This is a genomic window from Methylomonas sp. LW13 (genome assembly GCF_016865255.1).
In the GTDB taxonomy this organism is placed as follows: domain Bacteria; phylum Pseudomonadota; class Gammaproteobacteria; order Methylococcales; family Methylomonadaceae; genus Methylomonas.
Genome location: NZ_CP033381.1, coordinates 3,957,114 through 3,978,126, shown reverse-complemented (window position 1 = coordinate 3,978,126; position 21,013 = coordinate 3,957,114). Strand labels below are relative to the sequence as shown.

The 21,013-nt window shown below is 50.1% G+C and carries 23 protein-coding genes and 1 tRNA gene; 17 read left to right on the top strand and 7 right to left on the bottom strand.

Annotated features, from left to right (window positions below):
- The first annotated feature begins 48 nt into the window (after positions 1 to 48).
- The 4 genes from tpiA (at position 49) to JL719_RS17890 (ending at position 2,759) form a co-directional block, all read left to right on the top strand.
- A complete protein-coding gene (tpiA, locus tag JL719_RS17905; protein WP_033155613.1) occupies positions 49 to 795 on the top strand; it encodes a triose-phosphate isomerase in 747 nt (248 codons plus the stop codon).
- A gap of 87 nt (positions 796 to 882) precedes the next feature.
- Positions 883 to 1,218, top strand: a complete 336-nt coding sequence (gene secG, locus JL719_RS17900) for a preprotein translocase subunit SecG (protein ID WP_445368325.1) — start codon at positions 883 to 885, stop codon at positions 1,216 to 1,218.
- 16 nt (positions 1,219 to 1,234) lie between these two features.
- A tRNA-Leu gene (locus JL719_RS17895) sits at positions 1,235 to 1,319 on the top strand.
- A gap of 186 nt (positions 1,320 to 1,505) precedes the next feature.
- Positions 1,506 to 2,759, top strand: a complete 1,254-nt coding sequence (locus JL719_RS17890; protein WP_033155612.1) for a tyrosine-type recombinase/integrase — start codon at positions 1,506 to 1,508, stop codon at positions 2,757 to 2,759.
- Positions 2,760 to 2,762: 3 nt separating this feature from the next.
- Here the strand turns inward: JL719_RS17890 and JL719_RS17885 are convergent, their stop codons facing one another.
- The 4 genes from JL719_RS17885 to JL719_RS17870 form a co-directional block, all read right to left on the bottom strand.
- Complete coding sequence (locus JL719_RS17885; RefSeq protein ID WP_033155611.1) at positions 2,763 to 3,158, bottom strand: type II toxin-antitoxin system HicB family antitoxin; 396 nt, start codon at positions 3,156 to 3,158, stop codon at positions 2,763 to 2,765.
- Positions 3,155 to 3,340, bottom strand: coding sequence for a type II toxin-antitoxin system HicA family toxin (locus JL719_RS17880; RefSeq protein WP_033155806.1), 186 nt, complete (start codon positions 3,338 to 3,340; stop codon positions 3,155 to 3,157). The genes JL719_RS17885 and JL719_RS17880 overlap by 4 nt, the downstream gene beginning before the upstream one ends.
- Positions 3,341 to 3,423: 83 nt before the next feature.
- A complete protein-coding gene (locus JL719_RS17875; protein WP_033155610.1) occupies positions 3,424 to 4,320 on the bottom strand; it encodes a hypothetical protein in 897 nt (298 codons plus the stop codon).
- Positions 4,321 to 4,327: 7 nt separating this feature from the next.
- A complete protein-coding gene (locus tag JL719_RS17870) occupies positions 4,328 to 7,426 on the bottom strand; it encodes a class I SAM-dependent DNA methyltransferase (RefSeq protein WP_129871477.1) in 3,099 nt (1,032 codons plus the stop codon).
- A gap of 131 nt (positions 7,427 to 7,557) precedes the next feature.
- On the opposite strand from JL719_RS17870, the gene JL719_RS17865 reads away from it, so the two are divergent.
- The 6 genes from JL719_RS17865 (at position 7,558) to JL719_RS17840 (ending at position 11,688) form a co-directional block, all read left to right on the top strand.
- The gene (locus JL719_RS17865) at positions 7,558 to 7,941 is read left to right on the top strand and encodes a hypothetical protein (RefSeq protein ID WP_129871428.1); all 384 of its coding nucleotides are present in this window, start codon (positions 7,558 to 7,560) and stop codon (positions 7,939 to 7,941) included.
- 187 nt (positions 7,942 to 8,128) lie between these two features.
- Entirely contained in the window at positions 8,129 to 8,359 is a 231-nt protein-coding gene (locus tag JL719_RS17860; protein WP_033155608.1) for a helix-turn-helix transcriptional regulator, read from the top strand.
- Positions 8,360 to 8,460: 101 nt separating this feature from the next.
- Entirely contained in the window at positions 8,461 to 8,841 is a 381-nt protein-coding gene (locus JL719_RS17855; protein ID WP_203531399.1) for a CHC2 zinc finger domain-containing protein, read from the top strand.
- Positions 8,838 to 10,571 (top strand): DNA primase family protein, encoded by a 1,734-nt coding sequence (locus JL719_RS17850; protein WP_051669683.1) that lies wholly within the window; start codon positions 8,838 to 8,840, stop codon positions 10,569 to 10,571. Before JL719_RS17855 ends, JL719_RS17850 begins: the two co-directional genes overlap by 4 nt.
- On the top strand, positions 10,571 to 10,873 hold the full coding sequence (locus JL719_RS17845; RefSeq protein WP_033155607.1) for a hypothetical protein: 303 nt from the start codon (positions 10,571 to 10,573) through the stop codon (positions 10,871 to 10,873). Before JL719_RS17850 ends, JL719_RS17845 begins: the two co-directional genes overlap by 1 nt.
- Positions 10,874 to 11,109: 236 nt before the next feature.
- Positions 11,110 to 11,688, top strand: coding sequence for a hypothetical protein (locus JL719_RS17840; protein WP_033155606.1), 579 nt, complete (start codon positions 11,110 to 11,112; stop codon positions 11,686 to 11,688).
- Positions 11,689 to 11,969: 281 nt separating this feature from the next.
- Here the strand turns inward: JL719_RS17840 and JL719_RS24130 are convergent, their stop codons facing one another.
- Positions 11,970 to 12,290 (bottom strand): hypothetical protein, encoded by a 321-nt coding sequence (locus JL719_RS24130; RefSeq protein WP_051669681.1) that lies wholly within the window; start codon positions 12,288 to 12,290, stop codon positions 11,970 to 11,972.
- Here JL719_RS24130 and JL719_RS17835 point away from each other — a divergent pair.
- On the top strand, positions 12,186 to 12,809 hold the full coding sequence (locus JL719_RS17835; RefSeq protein WP_308441604.1) for a tyrosine-type recombinase/integrase: 624 nt from the start codon (positions 12,186 to 12,188) through the stop codon (positions 12,807 to 12,809). The genes JL719_RS24130 and JL719_RS17835 overlap by 105 nt on opposite strands.
- Positions 12,810 to 12,812: 3 nt before the next feature.
- On the opposite strand, the gene JL719_RS17830 is transcribed toward JL719_RS17835, so the two are convergent.
- Complete coding sequence (locus tag JL719_RS17830) at positions 12,813 to 13,208, bottom strand: type II toxin-antitoxin system HicB family antitoxin (protein WP_033155605.1); 396 nt, start codon at positions 13,206 to 13,208, stop codon at positions 12,813 to 12,815.
- Entirely contained in the window at positions 13,205 to 13,390 is a 186-nt protein-coding gene (locus JL719_RS17825; protein WP_033155802.1) for a type II toxin-antitoxin system HicA family toxin, read from the bottom strand. Before JL719_RS17825 ends, JL719_RS17830 begins: the two co-directional genes overlap by 4 nt.
- Positions 13,391 to 14,004: 614 nt before the next feature.
- Here JL719_RS17825 and hsdR point away from each other — a divergent pair.
- The 6 genes from hsdR to JL719_RS17795 all read left to right on the top strand — a co-directional run bounded on the left by hsdR (position 14,005) and on the right by JL719_RS17795 (position 20,733).
- Positions 14,005 to 16,368 (top strand): EcoAI/FtnUII family type I restriction enzme subunit R, encoded by a 2,364-nt coding sequence (gene hsdR / locus JL719_RS17820; protein WP_033155603.1) that lies wholly within the window; start codon positions 14,005 to 14,007, stop codon positions 16,366 to 16,368.
- A 102-nt stretch (positions 16,369 to 16,470) separates the two neighbouring features.
- Positions 16,471 to 17,943, top strand: a complete 1,473-nt coding sequence (locus JL719_RS17815) for a type I restriction-modification system subunit M (RefSeq protein ID WP_033155602.1) — start codon at positions 16,471 to 16,473, stop codon at positions 17,941 to 17,943.
- On the top strand, positions 17,943 to 18,248 hold the full coding sequence (locus tag JL719_RS17810; protein ID WP_033155601.1) for a DUF1016 N-terminal domain-containing protein: 306 nt from the start codon (positions 17,943 to 17,945) through the stop codon (positions 18,246 to 18,248). Before JL719_RS17815 ends, JL719_RS17810 begins: the two co-directional genes overlap by 1 nt.
- Positions 18,249 to 18,331: 83 nt before the next feature.
- Positions 18,332 to 18,589, top strand: coding sequence for a DUF4160 domain-containing protein (locus JL719_RS17805; RefSeq protein ID WP_033155600.1), 258 nt, complete (start codon positions 18,332 to 18,334; stop codon positions 18,587 to 18,589).
- Positions 18,590 to 18,593: 4 nt separating this feature from the next.
- Complete coding sequence (locus tag JL719_RS17800; protein ID WP_033155599.1) at positions 18,594 to 18,881, top strand: DUF2442 domain-containing protein; 288 nt, start codon at positions 18,594 to 18,596, stop codon at positions 18,879 to 18,881.
- Complete coding sequence (locus tag JL719_RS17795; protein WP_225892887.1) at positions 18,871 to 20,733, top strand: restriction endonuclease subunit S; 1,863 nt, start codon at positions 18,871 to 18,873, stop codon at positions 20,731 to 20,733. Before JL719_RS17800 ends, JL719_RS17795 begins: the two co-directional genes overlap by 11 nt.
- Positions 20,734 to 21,013: the final 280 nt, after the last annotated feature.

Below are 21,013 nucleotides of genomic sequence, written 5' to 3'. Positions count from 1 at the left end.
AGGCTTAACTCGATATTATATGCGGTCTTATTTAGCTCGGAGGATGTAATGCGTCGGTCTTTGATTATGGGTAACTGGAAAATGAACGGCTCTCGGGAAGATGGGCAAAAACTTGCTCAAGCTTTAGCTGACGGTCTTGGTAATGTTCAGCAAGAAGTAGCGGTTTGTGTTCCATTCGTCTATTTGTCAGATATTCGTAGCGTATTGGCGGCATCCCCCATCGCATTGGGCGCGCAAAATGTTGCCGACCAAGCATCCGGTGCTTATACCGGCGAAGTATCAGCAGCAATGCTGAGCGAAGTCGGCTGCAAATATGCATTGGTTGGTCACTCCGAGCGTCGCAGCTACTACGGCGACACCAACGAGTCGGTTGCCAGACGTTTTTGCCAAGCCTTGAGCAAAGGTGTCGTCCCGGTACTTTGCGTGGGCGAAACACTGGAAGAGCGTGAACAAGACAGAACCTTCCGAGTTGTTGACGAGCAACTGGACGCCGTGATTGCCGCCGCAGGCATCGAAGCGTTCGAAACCGCCGTGATTGCTTACGAACCTGTTTGGGCTATCGGCACCGGTAAAGTGGCGACCGACGAGCAAGCGCAAGAAGTACACAAGTACATTCGCCAACGGATTGCCGATAGAAATCCGGTAATCGCGGAAAAAGTACAAATTTTATACGGCGGAAGCGTCAAGCCAGATAACGCAAAAGGCTTGTTTGCGATGCCTGACATTGATGGTGGTTTGGTGGGTGGCGCATCGCTGGATGCAAAAGGCTTCCTGCAGATTTGCCATTCGGTTTAGTCTCATCCGATTAAGGTCTTTATGTTGTACCAAATTATAATAATTATTCACATCTTCCTGGGTATAGGCATCGTTGGCTTGGTCCTGATGCAACAAGGAAAAGGCGCGGATGCCGGCGCGACTTTTGGCGGCGGCGCATCCGGTTCGGTATTCGGCGCGCAAGGTTCTGCCTCATTTTTGTCCAGAACCACCGCTATTTTCGCCACCTTGTTTTTTATTACCAGCTTAGGCCTGGCCGTGTTAAGTGGCTATCAAGGTAAAAAAACCGACGTCATATTGGATTCGACACCTGCTGCTGAACCCGTTAAGTCTGATGTACCATTAACGCAAGGCATGCCGGCAGACGGCAGCTTGCCGATCCAGGATGCGACTTTGCCTGCAGCGCCGGCTATCAAAGAAGTCGAAAAGCCAGCGGCAAAATAAGTTAGCAACAATTAAAGCCGACGTGGTGAAATTGGTAGACACGCCATCTTGAGGGGGTGGTGACGCAAGTCGTGGCGGTTCAAGTCCGCCCGTCGGTACCAAACAAGGGTTTTAAGAAACCCAACGAAGTACAAAAACCCGCAAGTTATCTGACTTAGCGGGTTTTTTATTGTCCAGCGACATGCAGCTAGATACAGGGACATACACCTAAAAGTGTTACCTTTTTTGTTACCGTGCCTATAATGCCTGCGAAAAAGGTAACAATTTGAAGGGGCGAAGGTAACAAAATGGCGGTTAATCTCAATAAAGACACGGTCTACAGGGCTGCTAAGTCCAAAGACAAGGATTACACCATCAACGACGGTGGCGGATTGTTCTTATTTGTCGGAGTAACAGGAAGCAAGCTTTGGCGTTTCGTTTACGCTTTCGACGGCAAGCGGAGAAAAATCGCTTTCGGCGCTTACCCAGATACATCGCTTGAGAATGCCAGACGTAAGGCGGAAGAAGCACGTGAACAAATAGCCAACGGTATAGACCCAGGCGAAATCAGAAAAGACGCCAAGGCAGCCAAGCAACTTGCCAAGGCAAATGACGAACGGGTTAGGGAAGGTTTGCCGATCCTGAACAGTTTCGCTGATGTTGCTCGGCAATGGCTGGCTTCTATCGCCCACCTTACCAGCGAAAAAACCCACACCAAAAAAAACAGTAGGATTGAACGCTTAGCCTTTCCGTTGCTAGGGGATAAGCCAATCAAGGAAGTCAAATCGTCTGAAATATTGGCAGTGCTAAAGCCGATGATTGATAAACAGCAGCTTGAAACGGCCCACCGGCTCCACGCTGAAATCAGTTCGATATTTGCCTATGCCATTGTCCATAACTTTGCTGAATACGACCCAGCGCAACCTGTCGCCAAACAGATACCGGCCCAAAAGGTTAAACACCGAGCTGCAATCATCGACCCAAAACTTGTGGCGCAATTGCTCAGAGATATAAGCAACTATCAGGGTACCTTTGTTGTGCAATCGGCGTTCAGGCTTTCGCCTCTACTGTTTCAACGACCCGGCGAAATCCGGCAAATGCTTTGGTCTGATGTTGACTTAGTGGCGAGGGAGTGGCGGCCTTATGTATCGAAAACAGATTTTCATCACATTGTGCCATTATCAACGCAAGCGGTCGCCATTCTTGAGATGGTTCAACCGCTCACAGGTGGCGGCCACTATGTCTTTCCGTCAAGTCGGGGCGATGGACGGCCAATGTCGGATAACACTATCAGAACGGCACTTAAATCGTTAGGTTATGATTCGGACGTGATGACAGCTCACGGCTTCAGAACTACGGCATCAACCCTGCTAAATGAACAAGGTTGGTCACCGGATGCTATTGAACGACAATTGGCTCACGCTCCCCGTGACCAGGTAAGGGCTGCCTATAATCGAGCGCAATACCTCGAAGAGCGGCGGCGGATGATGCAGAGCTGGGCTGATTACCTCGATAGCTTGAAGGCCGGGGCCCAAGTGATACCGTTCCGAAAGCAAGGATAAGGCTTAACGCATCGCCTGCCGGGCGGCTTGAGCCAAGAACCCGGAACGGGTAGAGCCGTGAGCTTTGGCGTATTCGTCAATACGAGTCAGCAACAGCTTAGGCAATGTAATATTGACCTTCTCGGCGGGGCCTAAATACCGTTCTACCGGCACCTCTACGATAGACCACACCCAACCAGCAAATTCTGGGTCTGCTTGATGTTCCGCTAGCGTTTTGCCGGGTGGAATCATTGCACCATCTTCGATAACTGTTTCGCACCATAAATCAATGGCTTCTTTTGCGTTTTCGAATGCCTCGTCCAGGGTGTCGCCTGCCGAAAAGCAACCTGGCAAATCGGGCACCACTACGCCAAAAGCATGATCCTTATCACCTGGCTCAATCGCAACAAAAAATCTCATACCTTCAACCCCGCTTGTTTTAACAGCTTACTCACCAATCCTTTGCCTAAATCACTTTTGGGATGCGGCACTGTCAAATGTCCCGGCTTAACCGGGTGAACAAAGACATGATGACTGCCTTTAACGCTACGCAGCGTCCACCCGTCATCTTCAAGTAGCTTGATCAGTTGCCTGCTATTCATGGTGTGTATTATAACCACCATTGGGTGGCTGACAAGTAGGCGCTCCCTTTGGTATTGGAATCTTCTTAGGATGTAATGAATGACTATTCATCGATTTCTAAGTCTCTCGCTTCGATTTCACGGAGCCGCTTTTCCCAGTCTGATTGCATGGCGGATTGCAAGTCATCGCATATCGACTCAAGAAACGGATCAAACGTATCGGTATCGTGCAGCACATTGAAATCATTTTCCAATGTGCTGCCACCAAGACTTTCTTCCGGGTTTTCACAAAGGTCAAACCATAAAGCGAGTTTTTCAGCAGTGGATAATGCCTTAATCTTGCTGTAAACCGCCCTTCGCAATTGGTCGATTCCCATTTGCAAGAGAATATGCGAGCCGTCGAACAGCATGGCTCCCAACGCCTGCCATTCATTCTCAGGATATTCACCCGCCATATCATTAGCCGGGTTGGCCTTGTATTGCGCGCGAACTGTCGCCTCGATTTTTTTCCGGATGGCGGGGGAAAATTCCCGCCCCATTACCTGACTCAATGACAGGTAAAACTGCATGGATTTTTCTTCAGATTCATAAGCAGACTCTTTTAAATCTGTGGTAACCCGTTCCATGAGCGCCAGAGCATGCGGGGTAAACAGCTCAAACTCGCGTGCCGCTGCAAGTGTATCTAGCGACTCTATCCATGCTGTGATAATCGTTAATAATCGATCTAATCTGGGTGGGTCAAACAGATCAAACGCCAGCAACCTTTCCGGCACAAAGGCATCGATTGGTAATCGAATTAATTCATTGCCCACGCATGTGATCGCAATTAAATAAGACCCGCTGGCATATTCCAATCTGACCGAAATTATCGCTTCTCTCAACAGGTTGCCAAAGCGAAAACGTAAGATAGGTAACAGTTCAAAGCTTTCCGCTACAGGCCTATTAAGCTGCTCTTGCAGAAAGTAATACCAGTCGTCGGGGTTGATAATATGATTAGGCATTTTCGGATTACCCGGCGACTTTGTTCGTGGGTTTAGTTTCGATTTGGGTATCGGGTGAATCTGTTTGCTGCACTGCCTCACTATCTTGCGAATGCGCTGCTCGTGCCAAATTGAGCTGTAGTAGTCGTTGCAGGATTTCTGCGTCGGACATTTCAGGCGTGTAATCATTCCAGCCATAGGCTAGCGCGACGGCGCGGTCCAAGGCTTGATGGGCGTTGACCAGCCAGGCCGGTTTAGCGTTGTACAGGTTGGTGAGGGTCCGTTTTTTCAAATCGGCTTCATGGCCGGGCTTGGCGACCGGGCGATGGGGAAAGCCAGCTTTTGCTTCTTCCGGGGTAATGACCCAGTCCACCCATTCCGGCGGGTTCAGCCAGTTTTCGCGGAGTTGATTGAGTTTAAAAGCGGCCTCAGCGATGGTTTGGGCATACGGGCGTTGGGTTTCGCTGGGGATGATGGCTGGTTGAGGAGCAGCGGCTGACGTCGGGTTAGGCTCTGACGAGCTAACCCGGCCTACATTTTTTGCGTCTTCCTGAGTGTTGGGCGCGGTGTCGGCGGGCGTCAGGCCTGTGGGGAACGGGAAGGTTTCGAAGCAGGTGGTTGGGGTGTAGCGAGGCCGGTCTTCCAGCGAAGTACCCAAAGACAAAGCCCACAATTCATGAAAACGGGAGTGCAGTATTCCGAACGTAGTGTCATCAGAACGGGTAATGACCTGTAAGTTCTTATCTGGGAGAACCTTTGAGGGAACCCAAACAAAAACGCGATGTTTTGAGACTTCGGGAGTAACAATAAATCGGTTCAGAGGAGCCAAGAGTTTTCGGAGCCCAGGACGGGGCTCACCATGACGCCACCACAATAATCGGTATGCTTCTCGATTATTACGCTGACGCTCAGGATAAATATTGGTTTTTGCGTATTCAAATGGGGTTTCGAATAATGCGGCATCAGCTTCTAAAAGTTCGTAGCCAAAATCGATGATCCACGTATCACGATTGCGTCTGGTCACATCTAATCCATTCCAGCTTGGTCGAATGACTTCAATATTTGATTTTCCGTTTGGGTTAGGCAGTTTTGTCCAAGAGCGTGCAATTTCACCCGAAAAATCGAAAGAGCCAACTTTTGTTATACCCATGAAAGCTATGCTTTTGTTTGCTTGCTGAGACTTAGCTTTCGTTAAATCCATACTTATATCGCCATCCCCCCTCGTCAAATCTGCATGGATCACTGCCACCGGTTGGCCGGCTAAGCGTGGGGTGTTTGGATAAATCCCCCTTGGTCTCCCCTTTGTAAAAGGGGGGCGAGGGGGGATTTCCGAATCAAGCAAGCCACCAGCAAAACACACCAGCGACACCCTCACCGCCGTACCGGCATCGAACCAGTCTTCGTCCGGCCAGGCGTCAAATATTGTCAGGCTGGCGCATATACTTTCCAGCACTTTGCGGTTGCTGCCGCCGCGTATTGAGTTGGTGGAAACCAAACCGGCGGCGTGGGTTTTACCTTGCTCAATCTGCATCCGCGCCTTATCAAACCAGTAGCACACCAAATCTGCACCGCCGGGAACTCGACCTTTGTAGCAGTTTCGCAAAGTGGTTACATAAGCATCACCCAATTCACCACGCATCACTTTGTCGCCCAAAAACGGCGGATTACCAACGATAACGTCGGCGTCCGGCCAGTCGGTTTCGCTGCCGTCAGGGTTGAGCAGAGCGTCGCGATGCTGGATGCCGTCCAGGCTGCGCAGGATGGGATTCTTGTTGATCGGCCGGCCGTTGCGCTGGCACCATTGAATGTCGCCGATCCACACCGTCAGTCGAGCCAGTTCGGCGGCATAATCGTTGGTTTCGATACCCAAAATGTTGTCGGTGCCGGCCATGATGTCCAACTGTTTGGGCAGGCCCATCTGTTCGGCGTCGATTTGCGCCCGGTGCTCCAAATCCTTTAGCGCATGCAAGGCCAGGTACAGGAAGTTGCCGGAGCCACAGGCGGCATCCAGCACCCGGAAGTTGCGCAGTCGTTCCAGGTAACCGTGATAAAGATTCGCGGCGGCTTTATAGTTTTTGCCGGTGGTGGTTTTGCCGGATTTGGCAATCAGCATTGCCATTTGGGCTTTGGCTTCTTGCCATTCCGCGCTGAGCGGGCGGGTAATCAGCGGCTCTATCAGTTTGTTAATAGTGGCGACATCGGTGTAATGCGCGCCGAGTTGCGCCCGGCAGGTCGGGTCCAGGCCGCGTTCGAACAGGGTGCCGAAGATGGTGGGATCGATGGCCCGCCAATCCAGAGTGGCGGCGGCGTCATAAAGTATCGCCACGTCGCCGGCAGTGAGCGGCGGGATCTGGATGGTTTTGAACAAGCCGCCGTTAAACCAGGCAATGTCGTCGTTGCCATAGATGCCGCCTTTTTTCTGCATGGCGGTGAACAGCAATTTGATGCGGTCGGCGGCTTTGTCTGGCGCGGCACGGGCGGCTTTCAGGATACCGGTAAAAATCTCGGCGTTGTCCGTGGGGCTATTGTGCAGTAAGCCTTCGTCTTCCGCGAACATGCAGAAGATGCATTGGGTTAGAAAATGGGCGACGTGTTGCGGGTCGATGCCCCGCTCGCGCAAATCTTTGGCCAGTTTGGCGAATTGGCCGGCAGCTTCGGCGGTGATGGCCGCGTTGGACTTGAGCGGTTTAAGTTTGTCAGGATCGGTAAATACCCACTTTAGGATTTGCAGATTGGCCGGCTCGCCGATGTTTTTTAACAGAATGCTGCGCGGTTCGTCCGGGTAGCCGCGAAAGGCGGTGTGGATTTCGATGCGGTCGCGGTCGCAAACCACCAGCAAGGGCGGATTGCCAAGGTTGCCTGAATATTCGCGTAATTGCGCCAGCGCTTTACTCAAATCGCGGCCTGGTTTTTTGTTTTCCCAACCGAAACAGTCGCGTTTCCAGACATTGGCCCAGCCTTGCCCACCTGTATCCTTGATCGCGCCTTTTTCATAACAAAAATCGTCTGAACTACGTGGTTTATCGATTTGTAACAGTTCGCATAAATCCTCAATAAACGGCTGTGCCCCCGCTTTCTCAGTGAGGTCGTTTTTTGTCCACTGCGCAATAAATTTTTCAGGTGTCATGGTCATTGTATGAAAGTCCATTTCTTGAACAGCCTTCCGGCCATTCTGGTTTGAAATAAGCAAACTTTGTATTCAGCGCCGATTGTGGTGTTATTTAAGGATGTCTGGCTACGTCCAAACTGATGCCGGCAGTGTGTAGTTTAACCGGCAGCGGGGAAAATCTAACAAGATATTGCCCATTATTTCTACCCCTAGACAGGACAACAAATCTATTTATGCCACTTGATGCCAAAGGCCGAATCAAACGCGCTAGAAAAGCCGCCAAAGTTGCCGCGAAGAATAGAAAAGCCAAAACCGAGCAGCGCGACAAAGAGATTTGCCGTGCTTACCTTTATCTTTCCGGCGGCCCTATCGAAAAGGCAGAAACTCTAAAGGCTATCGCTTTTCTCATTCATGAATGCGGCGGTCCCAATCTTAAAAAACAGGAAACGGCTTTTCGCAAACTCGCGGATGGCACCAAATTAACTCGTCAACGAATTCAACAAATCGTTAAAAAAGGCCAAAAACCATCTTAGCTCGCTTTACGCGAATTTACTGGGTTTATGTAAATTTATCGAGTGTACCCTAAAAATCTATTTATTAAATATCAATGGCTTACAGGGTGCCGACTTTGAGTGATTCAAAACAGGAAAACGGCGTAAATCGGCCCGAAAATCCAACGCAGACTACGGACATCTAAGCAAGCACAACGAGGTGCATCCAATGTCAGCAACATCCAACACCATGTTAGCGCTCGGTTATTTGCGTATTTGGCAAATCGTCGGAGACCGTAAACGGGGCATCGAGCCAATTTTGCCTATAGGCCGCTCAACCTTTCTGGCCGGGGTGAAATCCGGTAAATACCCGCAACCGGTCAAGCTGAGCGAGAGAACCACAGCTTGGCGCAAAGCCGACATTCTGGCTCTGCTAGATGCTGTGGACTGTGCCAATTAATCCATCCATCGCATTCAATTAAGTCGCAAGGTGGATTTATGAAACAGTCTTTTCAAGCACTGGACTCTAAAACCGAACGTTTACTGAGCCGGTTGGACAAAGTGAAAAATACCGGCTCAAACAAATGGTTGGCCTGTTGTCCGGCTCATGGGGATAAACATCCGTCGCTGGGTATCAAGCAAGTCGATGACAAGATCATCATTCACTGTTTTGCGGGTTGCCATTACGCTGATGTTCTGTCCGCGATTGGTCTTGATGCTAACGATTTATTTCCGGACACGTTGACAAATCAATATGCTCCGCGAAGTTCAGCGCCAAAATTTAACAAATCAGAATTGTTCGATTTGCTGGTGATTGAGGCGGGAATATTGGCAATCTGTTTCGAGGGCATAAAGAATAAGGATGTCAGTGAAGACGATTATCAGCGGGCGACAAAAGCCTATGAAGCAATTATGCGTTTGCATTGCGAGGTTTATCGATGACTGCCTATCGAATACCGAGTACCGATTTGACTGACGCCCTTGATAAAGTTTTGGGCGTGGTTGGTGAGGCTGAAAAAACTGATGTTGAAGAGCCTTCATCACCTTCGTCACCATCATCACTGGTGCGGGTTCCAGCAGTCATCAATGGCATCACCCACAAGGAAATAGTAACCGATGATGATGTAGAGCCATCGGTCGGGTTTATGCAAACTGGTGGCGATCCTTCCGAAAAGGAGTCAAAGCTGGCAGAGCATATTGCGGATAAACTAAGAAACTGGCTTTGCTATGACGACATTGGTGGCAACTGGTACAGCCAGAAAAATGGATTGTGGCGTACGATTCCAGAGAAACGGGCACTAAAGATCATCATGCAGACGATGAACTTGTTATTGCCGCAGGGTTATGCTATGCAAAAACTGAATAACATCAAGTCGTTTTTGATGATTTATTTGTTACTGGATGAATGGGAAAACAAGCGCCATTTGCTGCCGTTAGCTAACGGCGTACTTGATACCAGGGCAATGGCGCTAACGTCTTATTGTGACAAGCATAAATTCAATTGGCAGTTGCCCTACAGTTTCGAGCCAAATGCCAAGTTGGATGTCATAAAGCGTTGGTTATGGGACGCCTGCGGCCAGGATAAGGAATCGGTCAACATCATCCGTGCATTTTTCAAAATGGCGTTGGTAGGTGGTGATGTTCAAAAGTTTCTTGAATTAATCGGTGAGGGCGGCACTGGAAAATCAACCTTGGTTCGTTTGTTGGTGGCTTTTATCGGTGAAAAAAATCACGCGGCTACCGACTTAAAAAACCTGGAAAGCAATCGTTTCGAGGCGGCGGCATTGTATGGCAAGCGCTTGGCTTTGATCAGCGACTCTTCACGTTATGGTGGTGAAGTTTCGGTATTGAAGGCTTTGACCGGTGGCGATCCAGTGCGCATGGAAAAGAAAAATCAGCAACAATCCGGCAGTTTTGTATTTCAGGGTGTTGTCGTAGTTGCATCCAATGAGGCGATCCAAACGGCGGACTATACCAGCGGCTTAATCAGGCGGCGGATGCCGGTAACGTTCAACCGGAAAGTGACCGATGCCGACAAAGCCAAGTGGGCGGGTTTGGGCGGTATAGAAACGGTTATGCACAATGAGTTGCCCGGCCTTTTGAACTGGGTGCTGGCGATGACGGATGATGAGGTCAAAGCAGTTGTCGGTGGCATTAATGGCCAGATGACGCAATCGCAACGGGAGCATTTGGTCGAAACCAATAAAATTGCCGCTTGGCTGGATGACAATATCGTAATCAATACTGATGCGGTTGTTTATGTGGGTTGCAGTATGAAGAAGAAAACTAATCCGGATGAGGTTGCTAACGCGAGATTGCACAAGCTCTATGCCAACTATGAGCTTTGGTGTGATGAGGCTGCGGTAAATCCGGTTGCGCTACAGCGGTTCACGGCGAATGTCGTTGATGTGTGCAAGCAACTGCATATTGCGGTTTCTGCGATGAACAAGGACAAGCACGGCAAGCCGATAAAAGGGCTGGCGATCAGAACTGATTTGCACTTTAGCTATACGACCCCGGTTACTCGTAGGATATTGGGTGATGAAGAAAATACCCATGATGACCAAGCGGTGACGAAGCAAGCCCTTGATAGTGATGATGTTGACGAAGATGATGGTGTTTTTTTTGCTGCAACAATTGCACCCGATGAAAACGATGTGGAGGTGTTTTGATGAGCGCTTTAACCAAAATCCGCAAGGCTGGATTTGTCGTCAACTTGTCTGAGGGCGGGGTCGAAATCAGGCCTTCATCCCGCCTAACTGAACAGCAACGGAATTTCATCAAGACTCATAGAGAAGAAATCCTCGCGGAGTTGATCGTTGATCAAGCCAAGATGCGCTTCAGTCACTGGCGAATTGTCTCTCAAGGAAGAAAGCGAGAAATAACCATCATCCCGCCGCAGACGATGGACGAAATGCAACATGTGTATAGAAGCGCTGATTTGATTGAGCCGCTTGTGGACTTGCCGGAGTGACGGAAAATCGAAAGCTTACTGGCTGATCACCTTGTCATAAAGCCCAACAAATATCAGTGGCAATACTTTGATTCATGAACATCGTGAGTTCAAAAAGTCACTCCAAGCTTGCGCAAAAAAAATGTTACCCAACCTTGGTGAGCTCAATCCATTGATACATAAGGCTTGCAGAGTTATACCGCGAAAGTTGCGAAAGTCACTCTGCAAAAACTCACAATTGATTTCGGAAAAACACGATGGGCGGATTTGGCAGTGGTAGGCTTTCGGACATTAAAAGCACCGACTATTACCGCACTATCGATATTCGAGAATGGCTGCCCCAAAGGCTGATTGAGTCAGCGGGATGTTTCACCGTTTCCTGGTTCCGTAATGGCAAACCGAACGGGAAAATGAATGTTAGAGTCGAAGCCAATCAGGTGAGGTTGTCGTACTCGGTTCGTATTGATCGAGGCGACTGGCAATATCTGAATTACTCCATAGGCTTGCAAACTACTGGTTGTCATTTTGGCGGCAGGCGATATTGGTTTTCCTGCCCGGCTCTTGGTTGTGGAAAGCGTGTTGCTGTGTTGTATATGGGCGATAAATATTTTGCCTGCCGGAAGTGTTGCCAACTTGCCTACTCATCCCAGCGAGAAACTTTGGAGGACAGAGCCATTCGTAAAGTGGATAAGATCAGGGAAAAATTGGAATGGGAACCGGGCTTTCTGAATGGACGTGGCTTGAAGCCAAAGGGAATGCATTGGAAAACCTTTCATCGACTTTGGGCTGAACACGATAAGTTTGTAGGTCGAGCGATCAGTGGCTACACTGCTTAAACTAAGTAAGAGTTGGGTCTAGCCAAGATTCAAGGGCCGACCTCCCTCAATTTGGGGTAAAACTCAAAAGTGTTACCTTTATAGTTACCTTTTGGGTTTTATTTGTTTTTAAGTGTAGTTAAATCAATTTGTTGGCCTTATATTCAAGACCGCCCGTCGTACCATTTGAAGATGCACGCAAGTGCAAAGAAGTGCAAAAACCCGCGAATCTTCTGGGCTCGCGGGTTTTTTATTGTCCAGCGACATATACAACTAAAAATATTACTTTTTTGCTACCGAGCCTATAGTGCCTGAAAAAAGGTAACAAAATGGCGGTTAAGGAATAAGCCAATCAAGGAAGTCAAATCGTCTGAAATATTGGCAGTGCTAAAGCCGATGTTGATAAACGGCAGCTTGAAACGGCCCACCGGTTCCACGCTGAAATCAGTTCGATCTTTGCTTATGCGATTGTCCACAACTTTACCGACTACGACCCGGCGCAATCCGTCGCCAAACAGATGCCTGCGCAAAGGGTTGAACACCGAGCTGCAATCATCGACCCAAAACTTGTAGCGCAATTGCTCAGGGATATAAGCAACTATCAGGGCACCTTTGTAGTTCAATCGGCATTCAGGCTTTCGCCTCTAATGTTTCAACGGCCCGGCGAAATCCGACAAATGCTTTGGGCTGATGTTGACCTAGTGGCGCGGGAATGGCGGCCCTATGTGTCTAAAACAGACTTTCATCATATCGTGCCGCTATCAAACCAAGCTATTGACATACTGGAAGCCGTCCAACCGCTCACGGGTGGCGGCCAGTATGTCTTTCCGTCAAGTCGGGGCGATGGACGGCGAATGTCGGATAACACTATCAGAACAGCACATAAATCGTTAGGTTATGATTCAGACGTAATGACAGCACACGGCTTCAGAACCACGGCATCAACCCTGCTAAATGAACAAGGTTGGTCACCCGATGCTATTGAACGACAATTGGCTCACGCTCCACGTGACCAGGTAAGGGCCCCCTATAATCGAGCGCAATACCTCGAAGAGCGGCGGCGGATGATGCAGAGCTGGGCTGATTACCTCGATGGCTTGAAGGCCGGCACTCAAGTAATACTGTTCAGAAAACAAGGGTAAGACTTAGCGCATCGCCTGCCGCGCGGCTTGAGCCAAGAACCCGGAACGGGTAGCGCCATGAGCTTTGGCGTATTCGTCAATACGAGTCAGCAACAGCTTAGGCAATGTAATATTGATCTTCTCGGCTGGGCCTAAATACCGTTCTACCGGCACTTCTACGATAGACCACACCCATCCGGCAAATTCTGGGTTTGCTTGGTGTTCCGCTAGCGTTTTGCCGGGTGGAATCATTGCACCATCTTCGATAACTGTTTCGCACCATAGATCAATGGCTTCTTTCGCGTTTTCGAATGCCTCGTCCAGGGTGTCGCCTGCCGAAAAGCAACCCGGCAAATCGGGCACCACTACGCCAAAAGCATGATCCTCATCACCTGGTTCTATCGCAACAAAAAATCTCATACCTTCAACTCCGCTTGTTTTAACAGCTTGTTTACCAACCCTTTGCCTAAATCGCGCTTTGGATGCGGCACCGTCAAATGCCCCGGCTTAACCGGGTGAACAAAGATGTGATGACTACCTTTAACGCTACGCAGCGTCCACCCATCATCTTCAAGTAGCTTGATTAGTTGCCTGCTATTCATGGTGTGTATTATAACCACCATGGGGTGGCTGACAAGTCGGCGCTCCCTTTGGTATTGGAATCTTCTTGGGATGTAATGAATCACTAATCATCGATTTCTAAGTCACTCGATTTCAAAGGGCCGCCGGATTACATGGCGGGCTGTAAGTCATCGCATATTGACTCAAGAAACGGATCAAACGTATCGATATCGTGCAGCACATTGAAATCATCTTCCAATTTGCGGCCACCAAGACTTTCTGCCGGGTTTTCACAAAGGCCATACTACACAGCGAGCTTTTTAGCAGTGGATAATGCTCTAATCGCACCTCGCAGTTGCTCTAAAGCCCATAATTCGTGAAAGCGTGAATTTAGAATGCCGAAGTTAGAGTTGTCCAAGCGAGCGATGAAGGCAATTGCGTGGCTTGGCAAAACCGTTGATTGTTTCCATTTGAATAGCCTATGCTTTGCCACTGCCTCTAGCGCGCAGCCACACACAGCACGTCGTAGGGATTTTAAGATAATATTCAGCGCTTCAGACTCAGCCAAACTTGAGGTTGCATTTTTAGGTACAGGGATGTTTTCATCAGCGGCGAGTCAGGACTTATTCAAGGTTTACAAGGATTTTTCCCGGAAATGAATAACAAAAAAAACCTCAGCGAACGTGACATCTGCACCAAATTTATCACGCCGGCCCTAACGGCCGCCGGCTGGGATTTGCTCAGCCAGATTCGGGAAGAAGTCGCTTTCACCAAAGGCCGCATTATCGTGCGCGGCAAACTGCATACGCGCGGTGAACAAAAACGCGCGGATTACATCCTCTACCATCAAGCGAATATGCCGCTGGCCGTCATCGAGGCCAAGGTCAACAGCCTCAGCGTGGGTGCGGGTATGCAGCAAGCGCTGCACTATGCCGAAACTCTCAGCGTGCCGTTCGTATTCAGTTCCAATGGCGACGGCTTTCTGATGCATGATCGTACCGGCTTGTCCGACAAGACGGAGCAACTGCTGGCGCTGGACGCCTTCCCGTCACCGGCCGAACTATGGCAGCGTTATTGCCGATGGAAAGGCTTGGAGACAGACGCCGCTCGTCACACTGTAGAAATGCCGTACTACGATGACGGCACCGGCCGCGCGCCGCGTTATTATCAAGCCAATGCCATCAACCGCACGGTGGAAGCGGTAGCCAAACAACAGCAGCGCATCTTGCTGGTGATGGCGACCGGCACCGGCAAAACCTACACCGCATTCCAGATCATCTGGCGCTTATGGAAATCCGGCGCGAAAAAACGCATCCTGTTTTTAGCCGACCGTAATATCTTGGTGGATCAAACCAAAAACAACGACTTCAAACCGTTTGCCGCGGCGATGACCAAAATCAGCAAGCGGCAGGTCGATAAAAGTTACGAGATTTACCTGTCTCTATATCAAGCCGTCACCGGCAGCGAAGAAGAGCAAAATATCTACAAACAATTCTCTCCCGACTTTTTCGATTTGATTGTCATCGACGAATGCCATCGGGGTAGCGCAGCAGAAGACTCGGCCTGGCGCGACATTCTGGCCTATTTTTCCTCCGCTACCCATATCGGCTTAACCGCCACGCCCAAAGAAACCAAAGACGTATCCAGTATTGTTTACTTCGGCGAACCGGTCTATACCTACAGCCTTAAACAAGGTATTGAAGATGGCTTTTTAGCGCCCTACAAAGTGGTGCGCATCGACATCGACAAAGACCTGCAAGGTTGGCGACCCAGCAAAGGTCAAACCGACAAAAATGGCCAACTGATAGAAGATCGGGTGTATAACCAGATCGATATGGATCGCATCCTGGTACTGGAAAAACGCACTGAACTGGTCGCCAAGAAAATCACCGAATTTCTGACTGCCACCGATCCTTACGCCAAAACCATCGTGTTTTGCGATGACATCGACCACGCCGAACGCATGCGCCAAGCCTTGGTTAACCTGAACCCGGAGCGGGTCAAGGAAAGCCGCAAATACGTCATGCGCATTACCGGCGATGAACTCGAAGGCAAGGCCGAACTGGATAACTTCATCAACCCCGAACAGCGTTACCCGGTCATCGCCACCACCTCCAAACTGATGACGACCGGCGTGGATGCGCAAACCTGCAAACTGGTGGTGCTGGATCAACATATTAAATCGATGACCGAGTTCAAGCAGATCATCGGTCGCGGCACCCGTATCAATGAGGATTACGACAAATACTGGTTCACCATCATGGACTTCAAAAAAGCCACCGAGCTGTTTGCCGACCAGGATTTCGATGGCGAGCCGGTGATGATTTACGCGCCCGAAGGCGAAGCATCCCCCGTGCCGCCTGACGACAATCCCGGCGCTGAAACCGATCATCCCGATTCAGAAACTACCGGAAATACCGGCGATGCCACTGCAGACGAGGGCGACGATGAGCCACGCGGTCGAGTAAAATACGTGCTCGGCGATGTCAGCGTCTATGTGATTGCCGAACGTGTGCAGTATTACGGCCCGGAAGGCAAACTGATCACAGAATCGCTCAAGGACTACACGCGCTCCACCGTGCGCAAGGATTATGCCTCGCTCGATGACTTCCTGCGCCGCTGGACTAAAGCCGAACGCAAAGCCGCCATCCTGCAAGAGCTGGAACAGCACGGCCTGTTGCTGGAGCCGCTGGCTGATGAAGTGGGTAAGGATTTCGACGCCTTCGATCTCATCTGCCACGTCGCCTTTGACCAACCGCCGCTCACTCGTCGCGAGCGCGCCGAGCAAGTCAAAAAGCGCAACTACTTTGCCAAATACGGCGAGCAGGCGCGCCAGATACTGGAAACCCTGTTGGAAAAATACGCCGACACCGGCATAGAAAACATTGAAGACATCAAAATCCTCACCCTGGACCCGTTCAAAAACATGGGTTCCGCCAGTGAACTGGTCTCGGCCTTTGGCGGCAAGCCCGCCTACCTGGCCGCGCTGCAAGAATTAGAAGCCCATCTGTATGCGTAAACGCCGGTTTTTATAATTTTTGTAGTCGATTCTCGTGGGCAGAAAAACTTGCCCACCCACCCTTTGCATATCACTCTTAACAAACATGATAAGCCCCCATTTATGAGCATTTCCGCCACCATTAAATCCATCCAAGACATCATGCGCAAAGATGTGGGTGTCGATGGCGACGCCCAGCGCCTCAGTCAATTGGTGTGGATGTTGTTTTTAAAAATCTTTGACGACCGCGAAACCGAATGGGAGATATTGCAAGACAACTATCAATCGCCGTTGCCGGAGCCGTACCGCTGGCGTAACTGGGCGGCCAATGCCGAAGGCATGACCGGCGATGCGCTGAAATCGTTCCTGGATAACGAGCTGTTCCCCTCCTTGCAGCAACTGCCGGCCAAGGGCGGCGACCAGCGCGCCTACGTCATCCGTTCGGTGTTTGAAGACGCCTACAACTACATGAAATCCGGCCAGCTGATCCGGCAAGTCATCAACAAAATTCAGGAAGGCGTCGATTTCAACAAAGCCCAGGAACGGCATTTGTTCGGCGATATGTACGAGCAATTGCTGCGCGATTTGCAGTCCGCAGGCAATGCCGGCGAATTTTACACCCCGCGCGCCGTCACCGAGTTCATGGTGCGCATGGTCAACCCGCGCCTGGGTGAAAAAGTCATGGACCCGGCCTGCGGCACCGGCGGGTTTCTGTCCTGCGCCATCGAACACATCCGCAAACAGGACGTGAAAACCGTCGATGACGAAGCCCAACTGCAAGCCAGCATCTTCGGTATCGAGAAAAAGCCGCTGCCGCATTTGCTTTGCACCACCAATATGATCCTGCACGGCATCGATGTACCCAGCAATATTCGCCACGACAACACCCTGGCTAGGCCGCTCATCAGCTGGACGCCCAAGGACCGTGTCGATGTCATCGTCACCAACCCGCCGTTTGGCGGCATGGAAGAAGACGGTATCGAAACCAATTTTCCGGCCAGCTTCCGCACTCGCGAAACCGCCGACTTGTTTTTAGTGTTGATCATGCAACTGCTTAAAGCCGGTGGCCGCGCCGCGCTGGTATTGCCGGACGGATTTCTGTTTGGCGAAGGCATCAAAACCCGCATCAAGGAAAAACTGCTGGAAGATTGCAACTTGCACACCATCGTCCGCCTGCCCAACGGCGTGTTTGCGCCGTACACCGGCATCAAAACCAATTTGCTGTTTTTCAGCAAAGGCACGCCCACCCAAAACATCTGGTTTTACGAACACCCCTATCCGCCCGGCGTCAAAAGCTACAACAAAACCAAGCCGATGAAGATCGAAGAGTTTGCGGCGGAGACGGCCTGGTGGGGCAGTGAAGCGGATGGTTTCAGTCAGCGCGTCGAAAACCCGCAGGCCTGGCGAGTAAGTCTGGCAGACATCCAAGCCCGCAACTACAACCTGGATTGCAAAAACCCGCATGTCGGCGAGCAGGAAATCCACGATCCCGAACTGCTGCTGGCGCAATACCAGACCATGCAAGCCGACATTGCCGCCTTACGCGGGCAATTGAAAAATATACTGGCAGAAGCGTTAGCGGACAGGAGGGCATGATGAATACACCGGTGAATATTCAGCCTTTATTTGATCAAGTCCGGCAGGTCATCGACCACGCCCATCAACAACTACGCCATACTGTCAACGATCTCATGGTGCAAAGTTATTGGCACATCGGTCGCTTGATTATCGACGACGAACAAGGCGGTGCGCACCGTGCGGAATATGGCAAGCAAACGCTAAAACAATTATCGGAGAAACTCAGCGCCGAATACGGCAAGGGGTTTTCACCGCAAAATCTTTGGAATTTCCGTCAGTTTTATCTTGAATTCCCAATTCTCTCCACGGCATGGAGAGAATGACAACCCGAATTGCAACGCGACCGGGCTATATTGGAAAATGCCGGTATGCATACTGCCGCATTTACAGGAAAGCGAGATTAGCCATGCCGATCATTAGTCGATTTCTGGGGGTCGTCATCTCCATGTTCTGGAATGACCATGCTCCACCGCACTTTCACGCCAAATATGGCGATTACGAAATTACCGTCAACATTCATACTGGCGTAGTAGAAGGCCAATTCCCACGCCGCGCTTTGCGCCACGTATTGGATTGGTATGAATTGCATCAGGCGGAATTGTTGGAAGACTGGGAGCTATGCCGCAAATCGCAATTACCTAAACCCATAGAACCCTTGGAGTAACGCCATGTTCCTGCATATTAATGAAGCTAAATATCTCGACGAATACAAGGTCGCTGTCACGTTCAATGACGGCAAATCCGGCGTGGCCGATCTCTCCTCTGCGCTCACTGCTGGCGTATTTAAGGTGCTGCAAGACAAAACCGAGTTTGCCAAACTCAGAGTGGATGAAGAACTGGACACCATTAGCTGGCCGAATGGCTTAGATCTGGCTCCGGAATTCGTTTACTTCCAGGCCTTTAAGGATGACCCTCACCTTCAACTGCAATTCAAAGCATGGGGCTATGCAGGCTGATTTGCGGATATTTAAAGGTATGAGCGCCATTCAGCAACTGTTGACCGAACACCTGGATCTCTGGACTGCTGCCGACACCGCGAAAAAATCAGGTCGGGGCCGTGGCGCCGGCACGGCGGCCAGTGTTTATGGCATTAAGAAACTGCGCGAGCTGATTTTGGAACTGGCCGTGCGTGGCAAACTGGTGCCGCAAGATGCTAACGACGAACCGGCCAGTGAATTGCTGAAACGCATACAGGCCGAAAAGGCCAAGTTGATTGCTGAGGGCAAGATTAAGAAAGACAAGGCGCTAGCACCCATAACGGAAAAAGAGATGCCGTTTAATCTTCCACAAAGGTGGAGGTGGGTTAGGCTTGGAGAAGTGCTTGATATGGTTAATGGTCGAGCATTTAAGCCGACTGATTGGATTGCGAAAGGTTTGCCAATTGTAAGAATTCAAAACCTTAACAATTCAGATGCTGTATTTAATTATTGTGATGAAACGTCTGTTGTTGATAGGCACATTATAGATAACGGAAGTTTCTTGATTAGTTGGTCAGGTACTCCTGGTACTTCGTTTGGTGCTTTCATTTGGAATGGTGGTAAGGCAGCATTAAATCAACATATATTTTCTTGCTTTCAGATTGGTGAACCGTACTTTGATAAATTTTTAGCGATGGCAATTAATGCAAGGCTGGAAGAGCTAATAGCCAAGGCTCACGGAGGCGTTGGTTTACAGCACGTCACCAAAGGGAAGCTTGAGGCTTTGGCTCTTATATTGCCGCCCCTCGCTGAACAACACCGCATCGTCGCCAAAGTTGATGAGTTGATGGCGCTGTGTGACCAACTGGAAACCCAGCATATCAACGCCGCCGAAGCGCACGAAAAACTGGTCAGCCACTTGCTCGGCACGCTCACTTCCACAACCGTTCGTCCTGAGCTTGTCGAAGGACCATTAGCAAAAGATGCCGCTCATGCTTCGACAAGCTCAGCATTTATGCCCTATAGGGTACGAACGGAATCTTTTGCCGAAAATTGGCAGCGCATCGCCGCGCATTTCGACACCTTGTTCACCACCGAAGCCAGCATCGATGCCCTCAAGCAAACCTTGTTGCAACTGGCGGTAATGGGCAAGCTAGTGCCGCAAGACCCAAACGACGAACCGGCTAGCGAATTACTCAAGCGCATCCAGGTAGAAAAAGCCAAATTGATTGCGGAAGGCAAGATCAAAAAAGATAAACCGCTGCCCCTGATAACTGGCGATGAAAAGCCATTCGATTTGCCGCAGGGGTGGCAGTGGGTGCGGCTGGCGGATTTATTAGCATTGGTGACTGACGGTGATCATCAGGCTCCTCCAAAATCAGAATCAGGTGTTCCATTTTTAGTTATAGGTAACTTAAATACGGGAGATGTTTTACTTGAAGGCTGTAGATTCGTAACTGAGGAATACTACGAAAAATTGGATTGGGGAAAGAAGCCCAGCAGAAATGACCTTTTGTACACTGTTACAGGTTCGTATGGGATTCCAATCAAAGTAAATGTTTCTGATCGCTTCTGCGTTCAGCGACACGTTGCGATATTAAAAGTGGTTCAGTCAACACCAACTAACTATCTAGCTTTTCTACTTAAATCCAAGTATGCATTTCAGTACGCAACTGAGATTGCTACAGGAATTGCACAGAAAACAGTTCCACTATCGGGGCTTAGGATAATGCCAATAGCTTTACCTACGGGTGCCGAACAACACCGCATAGTCGCCAAAGTCGAAGAACTAATGGCCCTCTGCGACCAACTAAAAGCCCGCCTCGCCGCCGCCAATCAGTTGCAGCAAAAGCTGGCGGATGGGATGGTTGAGCGGGCCATCATGTCGTGATGTATTGCTCAACGCCTGAATAGAAAGCCGCCTTCAGCCATTTTTCCGAGCGTTTATATCTATGGGCCGTCGCTATATCGTCCGTTGAGCCGGTCTGTGCTGGGCGGAGCCGATGTGGCCGGTGTACAAGACAGCCGGCTCGCTGCTCATGAACCCTGCGGTATTCCCCAACAAAACCTAAACGCGCGTCATTGCTGATGCTGTGGATTATTGCGTCCGGCTGCCGGTAATTCGCCACAGATGTAAGGGCGGGCGGCTTGTAAAGTGCTTATGCCGGCAA

Coding starts and splice junctions, on each gene's coding strand:
- tpiA (WP_033155613.1), top strand. CDS start 49: ATGCGTCGGTCTTTGATTATGGGTAACTGGAAAATGAACGGCTCTCGG.
- secG (WP_445368325.1), top strand. CDS start 883: ATGCAACAAGGAAAAGGCGCGGATGCCGGCGCGACTTTTGGCGGCGGC.
- JL719_RS17890 (WP_033155612.1), top strand. CDS start 1,506: ATGGCGGTTAATCTCAATAAAGACACGGTCTACAGGGCTGCTAAGTCC.
- JL719_RS17885 (WP_033155611.1), bottom strand. CDS start 3,158: ATGAGATTTTTTGTTGCGATTGAGCCAGGTGATAAGGATCATGCTTTT.
- JL719_RS17880 (WP_033155806.1), bottom strand. CDS start 3,340: ATGAATAGCAGGCAACTGATCAAGCTACTTGAAGATGACGGGTGGACG.
- JL719_RS17875 (WP_033155610.1), bottom strand. CDS start 4,320: ATGCCTAATCATATTATCAACCCCGACGACTGGTATTACTTTCTGCAA.
- JL719_RS17870 (WP_129871477.1), bottom strand. CDS start 7,426: ATGACACCTGAAAAATTTATTGCGCAGTGGACAAAAAACGACCTCACT.
- JL719_RS17860 (WP_033155608.1), top strand. CDS start 8,129: ATGTCAGCAACATCCAACACCATGTTAGCGCTCGGTTATTTGCGTATT.
- JL719_RS17850 (WP_051669683.1), top strand. CDS start 8,838: ATGACTGCCTATCGAATACCGAGTACCGATTTGACTGACGCCCTTGAT.
- JL719_RS17845 (WP_033155607.1), top strand. CDS start 10,571: ATGAGCGCTTTAACCAAAATCCGCAAGGCTGGATTTGTCGTCAACTTG.
- JL719_RS17840 (WP_033155606.1), top strand. CDS start 11,110: ATGGGCGGATTTGGCAGTGGTAGGCTTTCGGACATTAAAAGCACCGAC.
- JL719_RS17835 (WP_308441604.1), top strand. CDS start 12,186: ATGCCTGCGCAAAGGGTTGAACACCGAGCTGCAATCATCGACCCAAAA.
- JL719_RS17830 (WP_033155605.1), bottom strand. CDS start 13,208: ATGAGATTTTTTGTTGCGATAGAACCAGGTGATGAGGATCATGCTTTT.
- JL719_RS17825 (WP_033155802.1), bottom strand. CDS start 13,390: ATGAATAGCAGGCAACTAATCAAGCTACTTGAAGATGATGGGTGGACG.
- hsdR (WP_033155603.1), top strand. CDS start 14,005: ATGAATAACAAAAAAAACCTCAGCGAACGTGACATCTGCACCAAATTT.
- JL719_RS17815 (WP_033155602.1), top strand. CDS start 16,471: ATGAGCATTTCCGCCACCATTAAATCCATCCAAGACATCATGCGCAAA.
- JL719_RS17810 (WP_033155601.1), top strand. CDS start 17,943: ATGAATACACCGGTGAATATTCAGCCTTTATTTGATCAAGTCCGGCAG.
- JL719_RS17805 (WP_033155600.1), top strand. CDS start 18,332: ATGCCGATCATTAGTCGATTTCTGGGGGTCGTCATCTCCATGTTCTGG.
- JL719_RS17800 (WP_033155599.1), top strand. CDS start 18,594: ATGTTCCTGCATATTAATGAAGCTAAATATCTCGACGAATACAAGGTC.
- JL719_RS17795 (WP_225892887.1), top strand. CDS start 18,871: ATGCAGGCTGATTTGCGGATATTTAAAGGTATGAGCGCCATTCAGCAA.